Here is a 21,838-nt window from a genome sequence, read left to right on the forward strand (position 1 = left end):
CATGACCGCGACCACGCCCGGCGGCGTCCACACCGCCACCGCGCAGGACCTCCTCGCATCGCTGGGAGTCGACGTCGACCGGGGCCTGTCCGACACCGAGGTCAGCCGACGCCGCGCCGAGTACGGCGAGAACGTGCTGCAGGAGGAGGCCGGAGAGTCGGCGCTGCGCAAGATCATTCGGCTGCTCGCGGACAAGATGACCCTCGTCCTCGTGGTCGCGGCGGCGATCAGTGCACTCGTCTCCAAGGAGTGGGAGACGCCCGTCGTCATCCTCGCCGTGATCACCCTGAACACGGTGCTCAACTACGTGCAGGAGACCAGGGCGGAGGACAGCCTGCAGGCCCTGCGCGACATGTCCGTCTCGCAGTCGCGGGTCCGCCGCGACGGACGCGAACAACTCGTGCCCCGAACCGAGCTCGTCCCCGGGGACATCGTGCTGCTGGAGGCGGGGGACGCGGTCCCCGCAGACGGGCGCGTGGTCGACGCGGCCCGACTGCAGGTTGCCGAATCCGCGCTCACCGGCGAATCGCAGCCGGTCGACAAGACCGTCGACGCGCTCGACGATCCAGACCTGCCGATCGGCGACCGCACGAACACCCTGTTCATGAACACCGAGGTGACGCGCGGACGCGCGGCGATGGCGGTGACCGGGACCGGCATGAACACCCAGATCGGTGCGATCGCCACCCTGCTGGGCACCGCGGGCACCGACAAGACACCGTTGCAGCGGCGCATCGACCAGCTGGCGACGCTGCTCACCGGGATCGCGCTCGTGGTCGTCGTGATCGTCTTCGCGCTCGGCCTCGCGCGCGGCGAGTCGTGGTCGGATCTGCTGCTGACGGCGGTGTCGCTCGCCGTCGCCACCATCCCGGAGGGGTTGACGGCGGTCGTCGCATTCACCCTCGCGATGGGCGCCTCGCGGCTCGCGAAACGGGGCGCGATCGTCAAACAGTTGGCGGCCGTCGAAACCCTCGGCAGCACGACGCAAATCGCCACCGACAAGACCGGGACGCTCACCCTCAACGAGATGACCGTCCGGCGGCTGGAGGCAGCAGGGCAGAGTTTCCGCGTCACCGGCGAGGGCTATTCGACGGACGGCCACTTCCTCAGCGACGGCGAGCTCCCCTTCCCCGACCTGCGACGTGGCTTTCTCGCGATGGCGCTGTGCAACGACGCGTCGGTTCGGGACGCCGCACTGGTCGGTGATCCGACAGAGGGCGCGCTGGTGGTGCTCGCCGAGAAGGGTGGCATCGACGTCCAGGGGGCGCGCAAGAGCCACCCGCGACTGGCGGAGGTCCCGTTCGACTCCGAGTACAAGTTCATGGCGACATTTCATGCCACGCGGACACCGGAAGGGGTCGACCGGATCCGCTGTTACGCCAAGGGCGCCGCGGGTGTGCTGCTGACTCGCGCGACCCGCCTGCGTGAGGGTGACACCGACCGCCTCATCACCGAAGCGGACCGCACCACGATCCTCACGGCGGTCGACGATCTCGCGCGGGACGGCCTGCGCACCCTCATGATCGCGGGCCGCACCCTCGACGCCCTGCCCGAGGATGCGCAGGCACTGCAGGACGCCGTCGACGACCTCACCGTCTACGCCGTCGTCGGCATCGTCGACCCGCCGCGACCGGAGGCGCGCGACGCCATCGAGATCGCGCACACCGCGGGCATCGAGGTCCACATGATCACCGGCGACCACCTGACGACGGCGTCGGCGATCGCAGGCGACCTCGGCATCGTCGGCGACGCCCTCTCCGGCGCCGACCTCGACCGGATCGACTCCGAGACATTGCGTTCCCGCGCAGGACATCTCGGTGTTCTTGCCCGAGTCGCCCCGGAACACAAGATCCGCTACGTCGAGGCGCTGCAGGCGGAGGGCCACATCGTCGCGATGACCGGCGACGGCGTCAACGACGCTCCCGCCCTCAAGCAGGCCGACATCGGAATCGCCATGGGCATCACGGGAACCGACGTGTCCAAGAGCGCGGCGAAGATGATCCTCACCGACGACAACTTCGCCACGATCGTCGCGGCGGTCCGCGAGGGACGCGGGATCTACGCGAACATCCTCAAGTTCGTGAAGTTCCAGCTCACGACGGCCTGGGGTTTCGTGCTGATCTTCCTCACCGCGGGCGTTTTCGGGATCGCAGGGGGCGCACCGTTCACCGCGCTGCAGATCCTGTGGGTCAACATCATCATGGACGGCCCGCCCGCCCTCGCCCTCGGTGTCGATCCGACCGACCCGGACATCATGAAGGAGAAGCCGCGCCCACCCGACGAGCGGCTCCTCACCCGCAACCGTCTGCTCCGGATCCTCACCCTCGGTGTCGCGATGGCCACCGGCACCATCCTCGTCCTCGTGTTCGCCGATGACGTCTTTCCCGAGAGTGCCGACAATCCGCTGTTCGCAACGACACTCGCGTTCACGACATTCGTCTTCTATCAGGTCTTCAACCTGCTCAACGTGCGCTCGGACAGGGGCAGCATCTTCTCGATGCAGACCTTCACGAACCACACCATCTGGGTCGCACTGGCAGGGGTCGTCGTCCTGCACGTCGCGGTCGTCAACGTCGCCTTCCTCCAGGACCTGTTCGACACCACGTCGTTGACGGGGAGCCAGTGGCTGTTCGCCATCGCGGTGGCATCGTCGATCGTCGTGATCGAGGAGATCCGCAAGGCCGTCGTGCGAGCGGTGTGGAAGTGACCGGAAGGGGAACCCGGACATGCTGACCAATCTGATCGTCACGTACCTGTCGCGCTATCGACGGTACGTCGCCGCGGTGGTGGTCCTGCAGTTCATCGCCACCGCCGCGATGCTGTACCTGCCGACGCTCAACGCCGACATCATCGACAACGGCGTCGCGAAGGGCGACACCGAGTACATCCTGCGCATCGGCGGCTGGATGCTCGTGGTCGCCTCCGTGCAGGTGCTCTGCATGGTGATCGCCCAGTTCTTCGGCGCCCGAGGCGCACTCGGCGTCGGCCGCGACCTCCGGCACGACCTGCTGCACCGCGTGAACACCTTCTCGGCCCGCGAGGTCGGCACGTTCGGCGCTCCCTCGCTGATCACCCGGTCCACGAACGACGTCCAGCAGATTCAGCTGCTGCTGGTGATGGGGGCGGCGATCCTGGTGATGGCACCGATCATGTGCATCGGTGGGATCGTCATGGGTCTCCACGTGGCACCCGGCCTGGCATGGATCCTGGTCGTGGCGGTCCCTGTCCTCGGAATCGTGATGGCCCTGATCATCCGGGTGATGATCCCCGGATTCCGGGCGATGCAGGCACGTCTGGACAACGTGAACCGAGTCATGCGCGAGCAGATCACGGGCATCCGGGTGGTGCGCGCGTTCGTCCGGGAACGCCACGAGATGCGCCGGTTCGCCGTCGCCAACGACTCCCTCGCCGACGCCAGCCTGAGCGTCGGTCGCATGATGGCGCTGATGTTCCCCGTCGTCATGCTCATCACGAACGTGACCATCGTCGCGATCATCTGGGTCGGTGGGCACAAGGTCGCCGACGGCAGCGTGGAGATCGGCGCACTCACCGCGATGATCAGCTATGTCATGCAGATCCTGATGTCGGTGATGATGGCGTCGTTCCTCGCGATGATGGCGCCGCGCGCGGCGGTGTGCGCGGAGCGGATCTCGGAGGTGCTCGACACGGAGTCGTCGGTGGTGCGCCCCGTCGCCCCGCTCGGGTTCGCCGGCAATCCCGGTGTCGTGGAGTTCCGGGGGGCGGAGTTCCGGTATCCAGGCGCCGACACTCCGGTGCTGCAGGACATGACCTTCCGTGTCGAGCCCGGCACCACGACGGCGATCGTCGGGTCGACCGGATCGGGCAAGACGACGCTGATCGGACTGGTGCCGCGCCTGATCGACGCCACCGCCGGTTCTGTTGCGGTCGGCGGCACCGACGTCCGCCGCCTCGACCCCGACGCCCTGCGTTCCGTGATCGGCCTGGTGCCCCAGCGGGCGTATCTGTTCTCGGGGACCGTCGCCTCCAATGTGCGGCACGGGAAACCGGACGCGACGGACGACGAGGTCTGGGAGGCGCTGCGCATCGCCCAGGCCGACGAATTCGTCCGGGCGATGCCCGAAGGGTTGGACACCCCGATCGCCCAGGGCGGCACCACCGTCTCGGGCGGTCAGCGTCAGCGCCTCGCGATCGCACGGGCTGTGGTCCGCCGGCCGGCGATCTACCTGTTCGACGACTCCTTCTCCGCACTCGACCTCTCCACCGACGCCCGCCTGAGATCGGCACTACGACCCGAGACGATGACGGCCGCGGTGATCATCGTCGCGCAACGTGTCTCGACGATCATGGACGCCGACCAGATCGTCGTCCTCGACCGCGGGCGCATCGTCGGCCTCGGGAGACACGACGATCTGATCACGGACTGTCCGACGTACGCCGAGATCGTCCAGTCCCAGCTCGCGATCGCGGAGCTGTCGTGACGGGCCCGCGGGGACCGATGACGGCGCCGGTCCGGAAGGCACGGTCGTTCGGACCGTCGATGAAACGCCTGGTGCACCTGCTGCTCACCTACCGCGGCTTCATGGTCACCGTCCTGCTGACCATCGTCGGGGCTGTCGTTCTCACCGCGATCGCCCCGCGGGTACTCGGCCACGCCACCGACCTCATCTTCGACGGCGTCATCGGACAGACCCTTCCGGCGGGCGTCACGAAGGACCAGGCGGTCGCGGGGCTCCGCACGCAGGGCCAGGACACGTACGCGGACATGGTGAGTTCGATGGACGTGATCCCCGGAGTCGGGGTCGACTTCACCGCCGTCGGGCGGGTCCTGCTGATCGTCCTCGCCCTGTACGTGGGGTCGGCACTGCTGTCGTGGATCGGCGCCTACCTCCTCAACATCGTCGTCGTCGGAACGATTCGGCGACTGCGCGCCGATGTGGAGGCGAAGCTGCACCGGCTCCCGCTGCGGTACTACGACACGATCCCCCGCGGAGACCTCCTCAGCCGGGTCACCAACGACCTCGACAACCTCTCGCAGAGCTTGCAGCAGACCATTTCCCAGCTGCTGAACTCGGTGCTCACCGTCATCGCGATCCTCGTGATGATGTTCTCGATCTCGCCGCTGCTGGCGCTCATCTCGCTGGTGACGATCCCGCTGGCCCTCGTCGCGACGATGCTGATCGCGCGCAGGTCCAAACCGCACTTCTCCGCGCAGTGGTCGTCGACCGGCAAGCTCAATGCACAGGTCGAGGAGGCCTTCACGGGACACGAACTCCTGCAGGCGTTCGGCCGCCAACGTGAGGTCGAGGACGAGTTCGACGAACGCAACGACAAGCTCTACCAGTCGAGTTGGCGGGCCCAGTTCATCTCGGGCCTGGTGCAGCCCGCGATCATGTTCCTCGGCAACCTGAACTACGTGGCGGTCGCCGTCGTCGGCGGACTGCAGGTCGCATCCGGCGCGCTCAGCCTCGGGTCGGTGCAGGCGTTCATCCAGTACTCGCGTCAGTTCACCCAGCCACTCGCGCAGATCGGCGCCATGTTCAACCTCCTGCAGAGCGGCGTTGCGTCCGCGGAACGGATCTTCGACATCCTCGACGCCGACGAGCAGACACCCGACCCGACGCATCCGATGACACCGCAGACCAACTGCGGGCGCATCGAATTCGAGGACGTCTCGTTCAGGTACGTACCCGAGAAGCCGCTCATCGAGAACCTCACGCTGGTGGCCGAACCCGGACACATGGTCGCCATCGTCGGACCGACCGGCGCGGGCAAGACGACCCTGGTGAACCTCATCATGCGGTTCTACGACGTCGACACCGGGACGATCCGCGTCGACGGCGTCGACTCGCAGGAGATGACCCGCGACGACCTCCGCGAGCGCACCGGCATGGTGTTGCAGGATTCGTGGCTGTTCGGCGGCACCATCTACGAGAACATCGCCTACGGTGACCCGTCCGCCACTCGCGAGGAGGTGATGGAGGCCGCGGAACTCAGCCACGTCGAGCATTTCGTGCGCACCCTGCCCGACGGGTACGACACCGTCCTCGACGACGAGGGTGGCGGAGTGAGCGCCGGTGAGCGACAGCTCATCACGATCGCCCGCGCGTTCCTCGCCAAGCCCGTCGTCCTCATCCTCGACGAGGCGACGAGCTCCGTGGACACCCGAACCGAACTGCTCATCCAGAAGGCGATGGCGAACCTGCGCACCGACCGGACGAGTTTCGTCATCGCGCACCGGCTTTCGACGATCCGCGACGCCGACGTCATCGTCGTCATGGAGGACGGCCACATCGTCGAGCAGGGCACCCACGACGAACTGCTCGCCGCCCGCGGCGCCTACCGCGACCTGTACGTCAGCCAGTTCACGGGGCCGATCGAGGAGGAGCCGGAGGCCGTACCTGTGCACGGCGGCTGAGCGGCGCTGGCACCGCGGACCGATCAGGATTCGAGAAGCGGGCGGCGCCGTCCCGACGTAGCGTGATTCTCATGAACACAACCAGTGAAGGTTCGGGATTCTCCTCCGACGAGAAGGCCGCGATGAAGCAGCGTGCCGACGAGTTGCGCTCGACGAAGGGCCTCAAGGGTGCCGCGAAGCAGGCCCGCGAGCTCGAGGCGTGCGTCGACGCGATCGACGCGCTCGCGGGGATCGACCGCGAGGTCGCGACGGCGTTCCATCGGATCGTCGCCGAGGAAGCTCCCGCACTGCGGCCGAAAACGTTCTACGGGTTCCCGGCCTATGCGGACGCCGACGACAAGGTGGTCATGTTCGTGCAGCCCAAGTCCAAGTTCGACACGCGGTATCCGACGGTCAACTTCGACGAGAAGGCCAACCTCGACGACGGCGACATGTGGCCGACGTCGTTCGCCGTCGTCGCCGTGACCGATGCTGTGGAGGAGAGGCTGCACGCGCTCGTGAAGCAGGCCATCTCGTAGTCATGGCACGGCGATCGCCCGGTTCCAGATGGAGATCCTCCGGTTCCACCAGCTGCACATCGCCGCGGATCGCACCGACGACCTTCCTGCTGTGCGAACACGACGGCCAGCGCCACTGGGCGATCGGCTTCGGCGCCGACCTGCTACACGGCTGACCCGCCTGTGCGTGACCTCACCCTGCTAGGGGTAGTGATCACGCACAGGGCCACGGGTCACGGGTCGACCTACTCCAGGTTGCCCTGCGGGTAGCCCTACCCGCTGCTGCTACCGAAGGTGAGGTCCGCCGACCCGGTGGATGTGGGGTCCGGCGGCGCCCCGACGACGACGTCCCAATCGAGACGCGGCCACCCCACACTGCCTTCGTGTCCGTCCACCTCGAACGTGATGCCGGTCGGGTAGCGGGTACCGTCCGGGACATTGTCCGGCACCCGGTACTTCGCGGTGAAGTTCACCGTCTGGGAATCGTAGTGGGACCCATTCTTGCTGGTGGAGTAGACGTGCCAGCCACCCTCAGGCGCTGTCACCGAGACCGTCCCGTCCCCGAGCTCGGGCACGACGTCCTGAACCGTCCGGACCAGGCCCGTGACGACTCCACTCCGAACCAGCTCGACCTTTGCGGTGCCCGGAACGTACTCGAGGCCGGCATACACGTGATCGGCAATGCGGGTGATCACCCGTTCCTCATGACGGTCCGCGGGGTCGTAGGCAGGTGGAGCCGCCATGATGAACGTGGTGCCGATCGTCAACTCCTGACCCGCATAGACGTGAGGCGACTCCGCATCATGAACACCCTGGGCGGTCGTGACCGTTCGGCTCGCCGCCCCCCTGGTGACCAGGAGGTTCTCGAAGCGGGAGTAGTGGGATGCCATCCCGGTGACACCTGCTGCACTCGCAGCCCCGGACCCGAACGCGACACCTCCGGCCACCATCGCCGAAGCCAGTACCACGGAGGCACACCGCCGCATCGTGGAAACAGACATACACAAACTCCATTCGAGAGGAAGGCTGTCGCGACGCCCCGGTTCGGCGATTCGTCGCCACCCCCGAATGCGCGCGGCGCCAGCGTACCCAGCGCCCACGAATCCCGGATGAGTTTGAAACATTCTGGTACAGAGCATTTTTGCGTTTCAAACAACCATGACTGCATGCGTGCCCGACAGCGGAGAACCGTGCCGCTCAGTGTGCCGATTCGCGAACAGCGTGTTCACAGCGACTGCCGGGAGTCGTGGAACGACGGCGCCGTGACCTCACGCAGTCGGGTCAGTTTGCGGTAGCTGATCAGCCATCGTCCGCCGAGGACGTTGCTGATCGCACGAGTGAGATTGTTCTTGAACATGATTCGGTGCGCGGCGCCGTTCGTCTGCGGCTGCTTCTCGTCGGGCAGCCACCCCCGTCTCGGATACGAGGACAGCGTCGTCGATCCTCTCGATAGCCGCCTCCGGAACTTCCACCTGCTTGACGCGGCGAGGCAGCGCGAATGCACGATCATTGCGCTGAGCGAGGCTTGGAACATCGCGAATCCCTCAGGGATGACACCGAACCCGTAGCCGAGGACCAGCACTGCGGGAGTCATCACCAGCTTCGGAAGCAGGATCGTGAAGAGACCGGTGGTGCCGTAGGCGAGGCCGGCGCCGAGCGTCGTCAGGTACACACCCCGTTCCCTGAGGACGTCGAGATCTACCAGCGGCTCACGCACCGCGCGCGGAGATGTACCAACCGACGAGCAACGCCAGGCCACCGACCAGGAATCCGAGCGTGGAACTGCTGGTTCAGCTCCAGGCCGGGCCGAAGCTGACCGCGACCAGGATCCAACGTCGCGAATCAGCGAGTAGCTCAGGAACAACACCGGTACAAGGAACCCTGCGATCGCACGCCCGACGATAAGGAGGAAGTAGTTCGGAGCCACCGCCGAGACCAACCATCCAACCGCGGAAGTTCCGCACTCGTCATCGCGCTTCCTGTGCTGGGCGCAGCGGCATGGTTCTCGAGCCGTGACCGACGCCGCGACAGGGAACGGGACCGCGCCTAGGTGTCGGCCCATCCGGCAGCCGAGACAGGCCGCTTGTCAGGGCATTTCGACGGTCTCGGCGCGGGCGATCTCGCCGATCGCGCGACGCAGGTAACCGTCCACCGGCGCCTGCGCGACGGCGAGCAGGTCCGCGATCACCAGCAGCGCGTGCCGCAGGACGACGTGCCAGCCGACGCGGACGGTGTCCTCGTCGTAGTCGGTGAGGCCGAGCGATCCGGTGAGCACGACCGCGAGCGCGCTGACGTCGAGGGTCGGCAACCACACCGCGGCGGCGCGGGCGCAGCGTTCGAGCACGTCCTGCACCGCCTCGCCCGTCAACCCGTCGGCGTGAGTGTCCTCGAGCAACTCCCGGACCATCGCCGAATGGACCGACCGCACCTGATCGGGATCCGCGGTGAGCAACCGGTCGACGGCGTCGGCGTACGCCTCGGCGTCACCGGCCGTCGCCGCGGCGGCAGCGTCGGACGTGCCGGTAGCGATGTCCTTCGCGGGACGCGGCCAGTCCGCAGGCCACTGCTGCACGGCGGTACTCCTCGGGTCGGGGCGCCGAGTCAGTCCAGCTCTGCGCGCATCAGGTAGACGTTGTAGTCGGACCACGTCGAGATCGTGAAGTACAGGTCCTCGGCGGTCGACCACGGATGAATGAACCCACCGTACAACTCGGGGTACGACTCGACGCCCACCATCCGCACGGGCTCCGACCAGGTGCCCTGAGGCGCGTCGGACTCACGCATGGTGATGCCCGTACGCAGCGTGTCGAGATAGCCGATGCGCCAGACGCCGCGGGCGTCGTCGTAGTCGACGGACAGTTCGCCGGCGGTGCCACGGATGATCGGGGTCGCCGCGTGCGGGCCCCCGACCGCGGTCCAGTTCCCGTTGCTCCAGTACTGGTAGGCGGACTTGTTCAGCACCTGGTCCTCGGGCACCCGGGCCAGGCCGACCTCACCGAGCCGGGTGTTGGGGGTGCCGAACATGTACACGTACCCGCCCTGCGGCACCATCGCCGCGACCTGGAACTGGGACACCCCGAAAATGTTGTCCCACCGGGCATACGGATCCTTGGTCCAGGTCTGGCCGCCGTCATCGGAGTACGCAATGCCGCCGTGGTTGGTGAACCAGGTGGCGGGGATGCTGTTCCAGGTGCGGATCGACATGTAGCTCATGTACTGGCGCGAGCCGATCGCGAAGCCGGACGTGGGGATCGTGGTGATCTCCACGTTGTCCTTCTTGCGGCTGCTGAGCACCTCCGCGGCGTGGCACCGGCTGTCCTGCACGAAGGTGTCGATGGTCAGGCCGTCGGACAACTCCCCGTCGGTGCTGAACCCGAGGACGTTGCTGCGCCAGTCCTCCCCCTGCCCGCCCGGCGGGTGGAAGCCGCGGCCGACGGTGTCCCCGAACGCGACGGCCACCTTTCCGGGTTCGCTCTCCCACATGATTCCGAGGTCGGTGCCGTTGACCTGCCAGCGCTTGTCGGTGCGGTTGGTGGAGCTCGCGCCGGTGACCTTCGCGACCATGCTGACGTTCCGCACCTGTGGGGCGGGGCGCTGCGGTGCCCGCGGCGCGGTCTCGGTCGGCGGGTGCACCTCCACCGGCGGTTCGGGCTGCGGGCCTTGATCGGGTCCGGGCACCGGGATCCCGAAGATGAACGGATTGAAGTCGAGGCCGATCTCCGGCAGCCCGATCGCACTCGACAGGCCGCCCGGCGGATCCGGGACGTCTGTCAGGTCCGGGCACGGGTTCTGGCACGGGTCCGCGGGCAGCGGCTCCGGATCGATCCGCACGGGGGCGGGCTCCGGTGCCGGGTAGGGCACCGGTTCGACCCACGGGTACGGGATCGGGATGTCGAGCTTCTTCGGGATCACCGACTCGTGCGTGACCGGCGGATCGGACGCGCACGGCCCCGTCCCGACCACCGGTTCCGCGCCCGCGACGGACCCGCCCCCGACCATTCCGCCCGCCGCGACCACCGCGAACACCGCCGCGATCACCGAAACCCGCTTCGACATCGGCACCTCCTCGGGTGTCAGGGTGCCCGATCCGGGCACCAACCGCCGAACAGGCATCGACGTACGCGTGTCGCCCGCCTAGTGTGTCGGGCTGGACCCGAAGCGAGGTGAACGTGACCGAACCCCTGCCCCACCCGGTCGGCCCGTATTCGTCGGGGCCGCCCGCGGACGCACTGTCCGTCCACGTGCCCGAGTTGGACCGGTTCGGTCCGGCGCAGCTGTGGCGGGCGCTGGTGGTCGGGGTCGTGCTGCTCGCCTGCGCCCTGTACGCGACCGTGACCAAGCCGTTCACCCGCCGCGGAATGGGGTGGGCAGATGCGGCGTCCGAGGGCGTGGTCAACGGGTTCGAGTTCCTCGGGCCGACCTTCGTCAAGCTCGGGCAGCTGATGGCTTCGTCGTCGGGGATGTTCCCGGCACCCCTGGCGAACGCGTGTCTACGCTGTCTCGACGACGTGCCGCCGGTGCCGGCGACCGTGGCCCGCTCGGTGATCGAGGCGGACCTCGGCCTCCCGGTCACCGAGTTGTTCGCGGAGTTCGACGACCGACCGCTGGCGGCCGCGTCGGTCGCCCAGGTGCACGCCTGCGTCCTGCCGGACGGCAGGGAGGCGGTGATCAAGGTGCAGCGCCCGGGCATCCACCATCGGATGCTGCTTGACCTGCGTACCGCGTACTGGGGTGCCCGGCAGCTCGAGCGGCTGCACGAGTTCTTCCGGATCGCGAACGCGACCGCGATCATCCGCGACCTGCACAACGCGACGATGACCGAGCTCAACAGTGCCGTCGAGGCGGACCGTCAGACCCGGTTCCGGGACGCGCTGTGGGCGTTCGGCGACAACAAATGGGTGACGGCGCCCGAGGTGTACTGGCCGTACTGCGGCCCGCACGTCATCTGCATGGAACGGATGCACGGGATTCCGTTCGACCGCATCGAGCCGACCACCGGCGGTGCCGGCACCGGATCGGCCGCCGGCGGCGACGACGCGGCCACCGGGCTCGACACGCGCCTCCTGATCCGTCGCGGGGTCAAGGCGTGGATCGAGGCGATCACGCTGCACGGCCCGTTCCACGGCGACGTTCATGCGGGCAACCTGTGGCTCCTCGACGACGGCCGGATCGCGTTGCTCGACTTCGGCATCGTCGGCGAGCTGCCGGAGACGTGGCGGGCGATCCTGCGGGACATGTTTCACGCCACCCTGCTCGACGGCGACTATTCACGGGTTGCCCGCGGGATCCGTTCTCTCGGCTACACCGCCGACGTCGATGCCACCGACGCGGAGATCGGTGCCCAGGTCGGGGCTGCTCTGGCGCCGGTCTTCTCGAACGACCTCGGTGAGCTGAAGCTGAGTTCGCTGATCGTGGCGCTGGTGAGCATCGGCAAGCAGTGGGGTGTCGCGAGCCCGGAGGAACTGGTCCTGTTCGGCAAGCAACTCGGCTATTTCGAGCGGTACGCGACGCGGATGGCGCCGGGGTGGGTGATGGGCAGCGACCTGTACCTGTTCCGCAACGTCTTCCCCGACGAGGTGGCGCGGCGCGCCGAGGAACTCGGGGTCACTCTCCCGGAGGACTGACGAACGGTCGGGGTCTGGGGTCACACTGGAGACCATGGCCGTCCGGGATCGGCTCCGTCAGTCGGCGTCCGCGGTGTGGGCGTACATTCGCCGCGCCCCGGGCACGTTCATCTGGCTGGCGATCCTGCTGGTGACGACGGTCGTCGCGCGGTACCTGCCCGAGCATGTGCTGCAGGAGGTGCTCGGCGACCGGTCCACGAACCTGCACCACCTGCGAGAGGACCCTCTGCGGGTTCTGGTGACCAGCGCCTTCTGGCTCGCGGGCGGCCCGTGGATCTCCTACCTGTTGCTCTACAACATCTTCCATGTGCCGGCCGAACGCTGGCTGGGGACGCTGCGCTGGGTGACGGTGTGCGTGATCGCGCACGTCGGCGCCACCTACCTCAGCGAGGGGGTCCTGTACTGGGCGATCCGGCACGGTGACGCGCCCGTCTCGGCCGTGAACACCCTCGACGTGGGTGTCAGCTACGCCCTTGCCGGTGTGGTGGGGGTGCTCACCTACCGGATCGCGACGCCGTGGCGGTATGCGTACGCCCTGGGGGTGGTGGTCTTCTTCGCGGTGCCGGTATTCGTGAATCAGACGTTCACCGATGTAGGGCACCTGACCGCGGCGCTGCTCGGGTTCGCCTGCTATCCACTCACCGTCACCCGGCCGGGAGTGTGGGATCCGGTGGCGGCCGCCCGCGCGATGGTTCGGCGTCCCCAGCCGGCGGGCTGAGTCCGTCTCAGCGCGCGGACAGTTCGGTCAGTGAGTACGGCGGCAGTACCGCCTCCCCGGTGACGTCCGCAGTGGTGCGGGTGAGGGTGTCGGACGGCGTGAAGGCCGGGTTGCTCAGTGGCGGCGCGGAGACGGTGTCCGCGGTCGCGGTCGCGAGCGGCGCGGGCAGCGCCACCGGCACCGGCCGGTCGCTCAGGTTCAGCAGGAACGCGCCCGGCCGCTCGCCGACGAACTCGGTGCCGACGACTGCCGGGGTCCGTGTGACGCCGGCCGGCGACGCGAGCACGGCGGTCGGTTCCGGGACGGACTCGGTCCGCAGGCCCCGTACCGGGCCGCCACCACGGGCCCGTTCGTGGATCGGGGTCAGCGCCTCGTGGATCGCGGTGCGGCCGAACTCGACGGAGTTGCCGGACCCGTCCGCGAGGACGGCGTGGATCTCCTCGTTGCCGTTCGCGGCCCGGTTCGCGGCCGCGGGCAGCCCGTCCAGGGCGGCATGCACGACGGACATCGTCACCCGCGGTTCCTGCATGCTCGCCAGCGCGAAGCCCGCGACGCCGAGGCCGACCGCCCAGGTCTGAGGGACGCCGTGCACCAGTTCCTGTGGGAATCCGGGGATCTCGCTGAGCGGAAGGTTGATCTGGTTGTACTCGGTGATCCACACGTCCATCTCGGCTGGCACCGCGGGCAGCACCCGGGTGGTGAAGGCTGCCCATGCGGCCAGTCCGCCGGCCGCGGTGGAGGCGACGTCCGCCTGGATGGGGTCCGGCACCCAGTACGGGTGGATCGCGACGGCGTCGGCGCCGCGGATGTTCGCGTACAGCCCGGCATTCCAGGTCTGCAACCGGTCGCCGAGGATCGCGGTGACCGCGGAGGAGTCGTCCGCACCCGACACCGCGATCTCGATGTCGGGGAACTCGCCCCGCAGCGCGGTGATCCACCCGTTCATCGCCCGCGCGTAGTCGGCGCCGGTGGGATAGACCTGCTTGTAGTACGGGCCGGGATCCCACAGTTCGTTGCCGAGTTCGACGAAGCGCACGGTCATCCCGAGCCGACGCGCCTCGTGCAGCATCGCGATCTGCTCGTCGACGGTGGAGGTGAGCACGTTGAGGTCGAAGATCGGGGTGGCCCCGGTCTGCGCCACGATGTCCGCCCAGTCGGTGAGCAGCAACGGCGCGCGCCCGGCGTTGCGGCCGGCGAACTGGCTGCCGTCCCGCTCGTCGAACAGCCCGGTGCGCCAGTCGATCCACTGGGAGGTCGTGCCGCCCTGGACGCGGATCAGGCCGGCGCCCACACCGGCGAGCGCCTGCCGGAACACCGGATCGTGCCACTGTGCGGCGTTCTCGGGGGAGATGATGCGGGCACCGTTGAGCCCGAAGAAGTCGGCGGGCAGTTCCCTGGTGGCGCCGGCGACGAGCGCGGCCGCCGGGGCCGGGCCTGCCGACTGCGCCGACGCCGCGGGGACGGACAACGCGCACGCCGTCACCGTGGCGAGCAGGGCCACCACACGCGAAATTGGTCGGCTGTCCAACATGGCGTGGATCCTGCCACGGACCGGTCGGTCCCGGCGGGCTATCGCCGCACCAACTCGATCGCGGCCGCCTCGATCTCGTGTTCCGAGAGCAGCACCAGCCGGGCCGCGTCGCCGAGCGGGACGAAGCTGTCGGCGCTGGCGACCCGGGCCATCGCCCCGGTGAACCCGCCGTCGACGAGTGCGGCCAGCACGCCCTCGGACACGCCGCCGGACGCGCGGGTCTCGTCCGCGACGAGCACCCGGCCCGTCGCCGCCGCCTCGCGCAGCAGGTCGCCCACCGGCAGCGGTGCCAGCCAACGCAGGTCCAGCACCCGGGCCCGGATCCCGCGGCGCTCGAGTCGCCGGGCCGCCCGCAGGCTCAGGTACAGGCCGTTGCCGAAGGTGACGACGGTCAGGTCGGCCCCGTCCCCGTAGGCGCGGGCCGCGCCGATCGGCACGTGCTCCCCCACCGCGGGATATCCGGCCAGCCACCCGTCGTCGCCGGGGTCGTGTAGGTCCCGGGTGTGGTAGCGGGCGATCGGTTCGAGGAGAACGCACACGGCGCCGGTGGTGCGCGCGGCGGCGACGCAGGTGTGCAGCATTGCCGCCGCGTCGTCGGGCCGGGCCGGGGAGGCGACCACGATTCCGGGCACGTCCCGCAGCACCGCAACCGCGTCGTCGTTGTGGAAGTGTCCGCCGAAGCCCTCCTGGTAGCCGTAGCCCGCCACCCGCACCACCATCGGGTTGCGGTACTGCCCCGCCGAGAAGAAGCCCAATGTCGCTGCCTCGCCACGGATCTGGTCCTCCGCATTGTGCAGGTACGCGAGGTACTGGATCTCCGGGATCGGCAGCAGGCCCGCGAGCCCGGCGCCGGCGGCGAGACCGAGGACGGCCTGCTCGTCGAGGAGGGTGTCGAACACCCGGGCGGCGCCGAACCGGTCGGCGAGACCCCGCGTCAACCCGTACACCCCACCCTTGCGGCCGACGTCCTCGCCGAACACGATCGCGCCGGGCTCGGCGGCCAGCACGTCGGCCAGTGCCCGGTTCAACGCGCGGGCGACGGTCAGCGGTTCCCGCGATCCCGTTGCCGTGTCGGCCGATTCACGCACGTGCCGCACGTGTCCGGCGACCACCGCGGGCGCCGGGGCGGAGAGCGGCGCCGTGACCTCCGCCCTGGTGCGCAGCGGCGCGGCGGAGGTCACGGCGTGCGCGGCGCCCTCCACCCGGTCCCCCACCCGCACGTACCGGTCGAGCACCTGCTCGGACGTCAGCGCGCCGGCGGCGACGAGCAGCCGCGCGGTCGCGATCAGCGGATCCCGGTCGAGGTCCGCCGCGATCGCGGCGGGCGTGCGGTACGCGGACTCGACATCCGAGCCAGCGTGCCCGAGCAGCCGGACGACACTCAGGTGCAGGAAGGCCGGTCGTCGTTGTGTCCGTACCCAATTCGACGCGCGGGCGGCGACGTCCCAGGCGTCCGCGAGGTCGCAGCCGTCGGCGGCGAAGTACTCGAGACCGGCGCGTCCGGAATACGCGGCGGCGATCCAGCCGGGAGCGGTGGGCACACTGATGCCCAACCCGTTGTCCTCGCAGACGAACAGCAGCGCGAGCGGCAACTCGCGGTACCCGAGGTTCGCCGCGGTGTTGATCGCCCCGACCGCGGTCGAGTGGTTCGCGGAGGCGTCCCCGAAGCTGCAGACGGTGACCGCGTCCGCAGGCCACCCCGACTCCACCCCCAGCCGGTTCGCGCGCTCGATCGCGAACGCCAACCCCACCGCCCGCGGCAGATGCGAGGCGATGGTGGAGGTTTGCGGGATGATCGACAGGTCGTGACGACCGAACACCTTGTGCCTGCCGCCGGCGATCGGGTCGGCCGCGGCGGCGACGACACCGAGCAGCACGTCCCGAACCGGGTCCCGGCCACCGACCTGCCGGGCCCGCTCCAGGAAGAACGCCCCCGAACGGTAGTGCAGCAGAGCCGGATCCGTGGGTCGCAGCGCGGCCGCGACCGCCGCGTTGCCCTCGTGCCCGGCCGAGCCGATCGTGTAGAAGCCGTGTCCCGCCGCGCGCAGCCGGCGCGCGGCCAGATCGAGGTGCCTGCTGGTGAGTTGCGCGTCGAACAGATCGAGGCACCGCTCGACCGTCAGCTCCGAGCCGGAACGCACGAACCCCGCCGGCGCCGCACCGGGCGCCGCCGTCATGGTGCGGACGGCGGCGGCGAAGTGGGCGCCGACGGGGTCGTCGGGAGCGCTCAGCCCTGGGGGACCTGCGCGTCCATCCACATGACCTCCCAGACGTGCCCGTCGAGGTCGCGGAACGCCCGGCCGTACATGAAGCCGTGGTCCTGCGGTTCCATCCACGGGGTTCCACCTGCCGCGATGGCCCGCTCGACGAGGCTGTCCACCTCGTCGCGGCTCTCCGCGGACACGCACAGCAGCACCTCGCGGGCCTTGGCGGTGTCGCAGATGTCGTCGGCGATGAAGTCACGGAACCGCGGCTCCTCCAGCAGCATCACCATCGTCTGGTCGTTGATCACCATGCACGCGGTCTGTTCGTCGCAGAACTGCTCGTTGAACTCGAAGCCGAGGCCGTCGAAGAACTTCCGCGTCGCGGAGACGTCACCGACCGGCAGATTGGGGAAGAGCATGCGGGACATCGGGGGCTCCGTTTCGTGTGGAGGACTGATTTCCATCCTCGGGGTGTGACTGTCGGAAGTACAGACCGACACGGTCACGAAAACTCATCGCGGCGGTCCGATCCCGGTTCGGTGCCCATCGCGCGAGGGCCGCCACCATAGACTGCGACGATGTCATCGACCCCAGTCAGCCGCCGGACCTTCGTGGTGGGGGCCGCCGCTGCCGCGGTGTCCGCCCTGGTGGCGCCGAACGCGTCGGCGTCGGTGCCTGCGGGTGCGAGCCCGACCGTCGCCGCACGTCAGCGGTTCTTCGGCGTCGCGAATGTCGATGCGGGCACCGGCGAGGTGGATCCGTCCAAGGCGATCCTCTCGTGGTTCGGTGTCACGAGTTTCGCGATGGCCATCGCAGGCAACGTCGTCCTCCTCGACGCCTGGGTGCCCAGGGGCGAGTTCTCGACGTATGTGCCGACCAGCCCCACCGAGCTGGCCGCGTTGATGCCGAGCCACATCCTTGTCGGGCACGGGCACTTCGACCATGCCGCGGACGCGGCCGAGATCGCATCCCTTTGCGGGGCAACCGTTGTCGGAACCGAGGAGCATTGCCGCCATATCGGACAACAGGCCGCGTCAACGCTTCGGACCCATCCCCTGAACTCCGATCGAGCCGAATTCACGCTGCCCGGCGTCACCGTCCGCGCCGTCCGGCACCTGCACTCCGCGCTGCGGCCGCAGCGGGGTGAGCAGGCACCGCTCGTCCTCGCGCCCGACTTCAGCCCGACTCTCGAACATCCGCCGACCCTCCAGGACATCGAGCACCTGGGCGCGCACCTGGGCGACGCCGAGGGCGGATCGTTGCTCTACCAGTTCGAAATCGGCGACTTCGTGCTCACCTGGCACGACAGTTCCGGTCCGATCCTCACCGACGCACCGCACGTCCTCGACATCCTGCGGGAGCTGCCCGCGTCCTCGGTCCAGATCGGCTCGATCCAGGGCTACAACCAGTACACGAACGGGCTCGGCGACCCGCTCGACTACATCCGGGCACTGCGACCGTCCATCTTCGTCCCCACCCACCACGACAACTGGCTCGCACCGGTCTCCGCACCGGCCGCCGCCTACGAACCACGGCTGCGGCAGGCGCTGGAGAGCCTGCCGAATCCACCCGAACTGCGCCTGCTCGTCGACCCCGCGGACTATCTGCAGCCCTCGCTGCTGACGTTCGACCTGCCGTCGAGGTGAACCGGCCCCGGGCGTGCGTGCTCTAGCCGAGCTCCCACGCCTTCGGCCAGTCGCGGCCGCGGAAGGCGGCGTCGGTGCCGCCGTCGACGAACACCACCGAACCGACGAAGTAGGTCGACTCGGGCCCGAGCAGGAACGCCACCAGTGCCGCGACCTCCTCCGGGGTGCCGCCGCGCCCGGCGGGGATGGTCGCGAGGAACTGCTCCATGGCGGGCCCGATCCCCGGGTCCTGCAGCCCGGCCTGCGTCATCGGGGTGTCGACGAAGCCGGGGGCGACGGCGTTGAGCCGGATCCCGTCCGCCATGTACTCGGCCGACTTCGTCCGCGCGTACCAGGCGAGCGCAGCCTTGGTCGCCGGGTAGGTCTGCAGTCCGGCGAGCTCGCCGAACCCGTCCGCGATCTCCACGGCCTTCGCCTCGTCACCGGCCAGGCAGGCGTCGGCCAGTTCGACCGGCCATCCGGGCTGGCTGGTCGTCGAGTTCGAGCTGATCAGCACCACGGACGGCCGCGCGGCCGCGGCAAGCAGCGGGCGCAGCCCCTCGAGCAATTCGATCGCGCCGAAATAGTTGACGGAGATGAGGTCGGCGGCGGGGCGACCGGCGGCCGCGGCGAGCCCGGCGAACGGGACGAAGCCGTCGATCGAGCTGCCGGCGAGGCTCGTGACCTGCTCGATCGCCTCGGCCCGGCCGGCGGCAGTGCGGAGGTCGACGGTGACCTCGGCCGACCGGACGTCGACCCCGATCACCCGATGACCATCGGACTCGAGCCGGGCCTTGGTGGCCGCACCGATCCCCGATGCGCTGCCCGTGAGGACGTAGGTACCCATGGTGTTCCCTTCGCGATGCAGGTGACGCACTCGAATCCGCGCGCCTCGGCGGACGGACCGCTCACAGCCGCCGGTCGAAGGTAGCGGCTGTGTGTGCAGCGGGTGGCGGGATCGCCGGGTCCGCCCTCGTCACGCTAGGTGCGCAGCCCGCGGCAGGCACGGGGGTCGTCCCATCCAGCGGGCGGTTCGCCGGATCAGCCCGTCCGCGCGTCAATACCGAGAGCGGCCGAGCGGCGCGGCGTCGGTGTCACGCCCGGGTGAGCTCCGCCTTCAGGTGGTGGGTGAGCGGGGTGTCGGCGTGCGCCATCCACAGGTCGTAGGACAGGACGTCGCCGGCGACGACGATCCTGCGGCGGATCTCGTGCACGGGTTTGGCGTCGGGCGACGCGGCGAGGGAGACGGGCGTCAGATCAAGCACCCCGCCGGTCAGCTCGCCGCGCTGGATCTCGACAAAGCCGGTCGGCTGGCTGACCAGCAGCTCGACGGCCCCGTCGGCGAGCCGCAGATAGCCGTTCTCGGTGTGCATCGGTCGCTGCCGTCCCGGTGACCAGGTCCGGGACCGGTACGCGAGGAACGGCTTGCCCGGCGTCGCCGTGAACTCGATCTCCTCCTCGTAGGAGAAGTCGTCGATGGTCGGGTAGTGACCGTCACCGCCGCCGACCCACGTTCCAGCGAAAACACCCAGGTCACCCAGCGGATCGTTCCGCCCGTCCATCCGACACCTCCGCGCCTTCGCATCCGGGTTCGACGCCCGCTGTCGTCGGCATTGTGCCTGACCGTCCGCGCCGACGTGAGGTGGGCCACCACTCAGTGGACTATCGACATGCCGATAACATTCAGTTCTGCTAGTGCGTCACCAACCAAGCGGGAACGAGCAGAGCGTGAGCAGGATCCACAACTCCACCTTCGCCCAAAAAGTGACTTCGGCGGCAGCCGCGGTGCAGCAGATTCATCCGGGTGACACCGTCGCGATCAGCGGTTTCGCCTCTGCCGGCACCCCGAAGGTCGTCATTCCCGCGCTGGCCGAGCGGATCCACGCCGTACGCGGCGAGGGCTCGAACTTCACCATCAACCTGCTCACGGGCGCGTCGGTGTCCTCCGCGACCGAGCGGGAGCTCGCCGAGATCGACGGCATCGCGCTGCGGATGCCGTACCAGTCGGAGCCGACCGCCCGCCGCAAGATCAACGAAGGCCGGATGGACTACGTCGACATCCACCTCTCGCACGTCGCCCAGCAGGTGTGGGAGGGCTACTACGGCAACGTCGACGTGGCGGTCGTCGAGGTTTCCGGCATCACCGAGTCCGGTGAGCTGATCCCGTCCGCATCGATCGGCAACAACAAGACCTGGCTCGACGTCGCCGACCGGATCATCCTCGAGGTGAACTCGTGGGTGCCGGAGGCGATGGAGGGCATGCACGACGTCTACTACGGCACCGCCCTGCCCCCGCACCGCAAGCCGTTGGAGCTCACCCACGTCGAGGACCGGATCGGGCAGCCGACCTTCCGGGTGGATCCGGCGAAGGTGGTCGCGGTGGTCGAGACGAACGTGCCCGACAGCGCCAGTGAACTGACCGAGCCCGACGACGTGAGCCTCGCGATCGCCGGGCACGTCCTCGACTTCTTCGCCCACGAGGTCAAGGCGGGCCGGCTGCCCGCCGACACGCTGCTGCCTTTGCAGGCCGGCATCGGCAACGTGGCGAACGCTGTTCTCGGCGGCCTCGACCGCGGCGGATACAAGAACCTGACTTGCTACTCGGAGGTCATCCAGGACTCGATGCTGCGGCTGATCAAGGACGGCGCGGTGGCGCACGCGTCCGCGACCTCGCTGGCGCTGTCCGCGAAGGGTCTGGCGGAGCTGACCGACAACATCGACTTCTACCGCAAGCACATCACGCTGCGCCCGCAGGAGATCAGCAACCATCCCGAGGTGGTGCGCCGGCTCGGGATCATCGCGATGAACGGGATGCTCGAGGCCGACATCTACGGCAACGTGAACTCCACCCACGTGATGGGCACGAAGATCATGAACGGCATCGGCGGGTCCGGCGACTTCGCCCGCAACGGATACATGTCGCTGTTCCTGAGCCCGTCCACCGCGAAGGGCGGCGCGATCTCCTCGATCGTGCCGATGGTCCCGCACGTCGACCACACCGAGCACGACGTCCAGGTGCTCGTCACCGAGCAGGGTCTGGCGGATCTGCGTGGCCTGTCCCCCCGCAAGCGCGCGCAGGTGATCATCGACCACTGCGCCCACCCGAGCTTCCGTCCGGCGCTGCACGACTACCTCGCGCGGGCGCAGGCGCAGCCCGGCGTCGGGCACACCCCGCACCTGCTTGGCGAGGCGTTCTCGTTCCACGAGCGGTTCAACGCGACGGGGTCGATGCTGCCCTAGCA

At 68.9% G+C, this 21,838-nt stretch carries 17 protein-coding genes; 8 read left to right on the forward strand and 9 right to left on the reverse strand.

All coding sequences use genetic code 11. The annotated features are described in order from the left end of the window. Position 1: 1 nt before the first annotated feature. The 4 genes from ACWDUM_RS08690 (at position 2) to ACWDUM_RS08705 (ending at position 6,915) form a co-directional block, all read left to right on the forward strand. Positions 2 to 2,707 (forward strand): cation-translocating P-type ATPase, encoded by a 2,706-nt coding sequence (locus tag ACWDUM_RS08690; RefSeq protein ID WP_450133647.1) that lies wholly within the window; start codon positions 2 to 4, stop codon positions 2,705 to 2,707. Positions 2,708 to 2,726: 19 nt separating this feature from the next. Next, on the forward strand, positions 2,727 to 4,460 hold the full coding sequence (locus tag ACWDUM_RS08695; RefSeq protein ID WP_450133648.1) for an ABC transporter ATP-binding protein: 1,734 nt from the start codon (positions 2,727 to 2,729) through the stop codon (positions 4,458 to 4,460). Further along, entirely contained in the window at positions 4,457 to 6,397 is a 1,941-nt protein-coding gene (locus ACWDUM_RS08700; protein ID WP_450133649.1) for an ABC transporter ATP-binding protein, read from the forward strand. Before ACWDUM_RS08695 ends, ACWDUM_RS08700 begins: the two co-directional genes overlap by 4 nt. 71 nt (positions 6,398 to 6,468) lie before the next feature. Continuing rightward, positions 6,469 to 6,915, forward strand: coding sequence for a hypothetical protein (locus ACWDUM_RS08705; protein WP_450113146.1), 447 nt, complete (start codon positions 6,469 to 6,471; stop codon positions 6,913 to 6,915). A 251-nt stretch (positions 6,916 to 7,166) separates the two neighbouring features. Here ACWDUM_RS08705 and ACWDUM_RS08710 read toward each other — a convergent pair whose 3' ends face one another. The 4 genes from ACWDUM_RS08710 to ACWDUM_RS08725 form a co-directional block, all read right to left on the reverse strand. Next, positions 7,167 to 7,784: a hypothetical protein gene (locus ACWDUM_RS08710; RefSeq protein ID WP_450133650.1), complete on the reverse strand. Its 618-nt coding sequence runs from the start codon at positions 7,782 to 7,784 to the stop codon at positions 7,167 to 7,169. 335 nt (positions 7,785 to 8,119) lie between these two features. Further along, positions 8,120 to 8,566, reverse strand: coding sequence for a hypothetical protein (locus tag ACWDUM_RS08715; RefSeq protein ID WP_450133651.1), 447 nt, complete (start codon positions 8,564 to 8,566; stop codon positions 8,120 to 8,122). Positions 8,567 to 8,980: 414 nt separating this feature from the next. After that, positions 8,981 to 9,466 (reverse strand): hypothetical protein, encoded by a 486-nt coding sequence (locus ACWDUM_RS08720; RefSeq protein ID WP_450133652.1) that lies wholly within the window; start codon positions 9,464 to 9,466, stop codon positions 8,981 to 8,983. A 29-nt stretch (positions 9,467 to 9,495) separates the two neighbouring features. Further along, complete coding sequence (locus ACWDUM_RS08725) at positions 9,496 to 10,950, reverse strand: DUF4185 domain-containing protein (RefSeq protein WP_450133653.1); 1,455 nt, start codon at positions 10,948 to 10,950, stop codon at positions 9,496 to 9,498. A 125-nt stretch (positions 10,951 to 11,075) separates the two neighbouring features. Between ACWDUM_RS08725 and ACWDUM_RS08730 the strand changes: the two genes are divergently transcribed. Continuing rightward, complete coding sequence (locus tag ACWDUM_RS08730; RefSeq protein ID WP_450113214.1) at positions 11,076 to 12,518, forward strand: ABC1 kinase family protein; 1,443 nt, start codon at positions 11,076 to 11,078, stop codon at positions 12,516 to 12,518. A gap of 34 nt (positions 12,519 to 12,552) precedes the next feature. Beyond that, positions 12,553 to 13,236 (forward strand): rhomboid-like protein, encoded by a 684-nt coding sequence (locus ACWDUM_RS08735; RefSeq protein ID WP_450133654.1) that lies wholly within the window; start codon positions 12,553 to 12,555, stop codon positions 13,234 to 13,236. 7 nt (positions 13,237 to 13,243) lie between these two features. On the opposite strand, the gene ACWDUM_RS08740 is transcribed toward ACWDUM_RS08735, so the two are convergent. Genes ACWDUM_RS08740 through ACWDUM_RS08750 form a run of 3 tightly spaced genes read right to left on the reverse strand, consistent with a single transcriptional unit; the run spans position 13,244 to position 17,399 of the window. After that, complete coding sequence (locus ACWDUM_RS08740) at positions 13,244 to 14,767, reverse strand: hypothetical protein (RefSeq protein WP_450133655.1); 1,524 nt, start codon at positions 14,765 to 14,767, stop codon at positions 13,244 to 13,246. A 38-nt stretch (positions 14,768 to 14,805) separates the two neighbouring features. After that, positions 14,806 to 16,944, reverse strand: coding sequence for a thiamine pyrophosphate-dependent enzyme (locus ACWDUM_RS08745; protein WP_450134186.1), 2,139 nt, complete (start codon positions 16,942 to 16,944; stop codon positions 14,806 to 14,808). A 50-nt stretch (positions 16,945 to 16,994) separates the two neighbouring features. Next, a complete protein-coding gene (locus ACWDUM_RS08750; RefSeq protein ID WP_450133656.1) occupies positions 16,995 to 17,399 on the reverse strand; it encodes a VOC family protein in 405 nt (134 codons plus the stop codon). Between the two features lie 150 nt (positions 17,400 to 17,549). On the opposite strand from ACWDUM_RS08750, the gene ACWDUM_RS08755 reads away from it, so the two are divergent. Beyond that, on the forward strand, positions 17,550 to 18,617 hold the full coding sequence (locus tag ACWDUM_RS08755; protein ID WP_450133657.1) for an MBL fold metallo-hydrolase: 1,068 nt from the start codon (positions 17,550 to 17,552) through the stop codon (positions 18,615 to 18,617). Between the two features lie 22 nt (positions 18,618 to 18,639). On the opposite strand, the gene ACWDUM_RS08760 is transcribed toward ACWDUM_RS08755, so the two are convergent. Next, the gene (locus ACWDUM_RS08760; RefSeq protein WP_450133658.1) at positions 18,640 to 19,443 is read right to left on the reverse strand and encodes an SDR family oxidoreductase; all 804 of its coding nucleotides are present in this window, start codon (positions 19,441 to 19,443) and stop codon (positions 18,640 to 18,642) included. A 247-nt stretch (positions 19,444 to 19,690) separates the two neighbouring features. Then, on the reverse strand, positions 19,691 to 20,158 hold the full coding sequence (locus ACWDUM_RS08765; RefSeq protein ID WP_450133659.1) for an FABP family protein: 468 nt from the start codon (positions 20,156 to 20,158) through the stop codon (positions 19,691 to 19,693). A 166-nt stretch (positions 20,159 to 20,324) separates the two neighbouring features. On the opposite strand from ACWDUM_RS08765, the gene ACWDUM_RS08770 reads away from it, so the two are divergent. After that, positions 20,325 to 21,836 (forward strand): acetyl-CoA hydrolase/transferase family protein, encoded by a 1,512-nt coding sequence (locus ACWDUM_RS08770; RefSeq protein WP_450133660.1) that lies wholly within the window; start codon positions 20,325 to 20,327, stop codon positions 21,834 to 21,836. Positions 21,837 to 21,838: the final 2 nt, after the last annotated feature.

The organism is Rhodococcus sp. NPDC003322 (genome assembly GCF_053589555.1).

Bases quoted from the DNA above. Each gene is read 5' to 3' on its own strand.
- ACWDUM_RS08760 (WP_450133658.1), bottom strand. From the start codon at position 19,443: ATGGGTACCTACGTCCTCACGGGCAGCGCATCGGGGATCGGTGCGGCC.
- ACWDUM_RS08710 (WP_450133650.1), bottom strand. From the start codon at position 7,784: ATGGCATCCCACTACTCCCGCTTCGAGAACCTCCTGGTCACCAGGGGG.
- ACWDUM_RS08725 (WP_450133653.1), bottom strand. From the start codon at position 10,950: ATGTCGAAGCGGGTTTCGGTGATCGCGGCGGTGTTCGCGGTGGTCGCG.
- ACWDUM_RS08690 (WP_450133647.1), top strand. From the start codon at position 2: ATGACCGCGACCACGCCCGGCGGCGTCCACACCGCCACCGCGCAGGAC.
- ACWDUM_RS08745 (WP_450134186.1), bottom strand. From the start codon at position 16,944: ATGACGGCGGCGCCCGGTGCGGCGCCGGCGGGGTTCGTGCGTTCCGGC.
- ACWDUM_RS08695 (WP_450133648.1), top strand. From the start codon at position 2,727: ATGCTGACCAATCTGATCGTCACGTACCTGTCGCGCTATCGACGGTAC.
- ACWDUM_RS08750 (WP_450133656.1), bottom strand. From the start codon at position 17,399: ATGTCCCGCATGCTCTTCCCCAATCTGCCGGTCGGTGACGTCTCCGCG.
- ACWDUM_RS08755 (WP_450133657.1), top strand. From the start codon at position 17,550: ATGTCATCGACCCCAGTCAGCCGCCGGACCTTCGTGGTGGGGGCCGCC.
- ACWDUM_RS08740 (WP_450133655.1), bottom strand. From the start codon at position 14,767: ATGTTGGACAGCCGACCAATTTCGCGTGTGGTGGCCCTGCTCGCCACG.
- ACWDUM_RS08765 (WP_450133659.1), bottom strand. From the start codon at position 20,158: ATGGACGGGCGGAACGATCCGCTGGGTGACCTGGGTGTTTTCGCTGGA.
- ACWDUM_RS08735 (WP_450133654.1), top strand. From the start codon at position 12,553: ATGGCCGTCCGGGATCGGCTCCGTCAGTCGGCGTCCGCGGTGTGGGCG.
- ACWDUM_RS08705 (WP_450113146.1), top strand. From the start codon at position 6,469: ATGAACACAACCAGTGAAGGTTCGGGATTCTCCTCCGACGAGAAGGCC.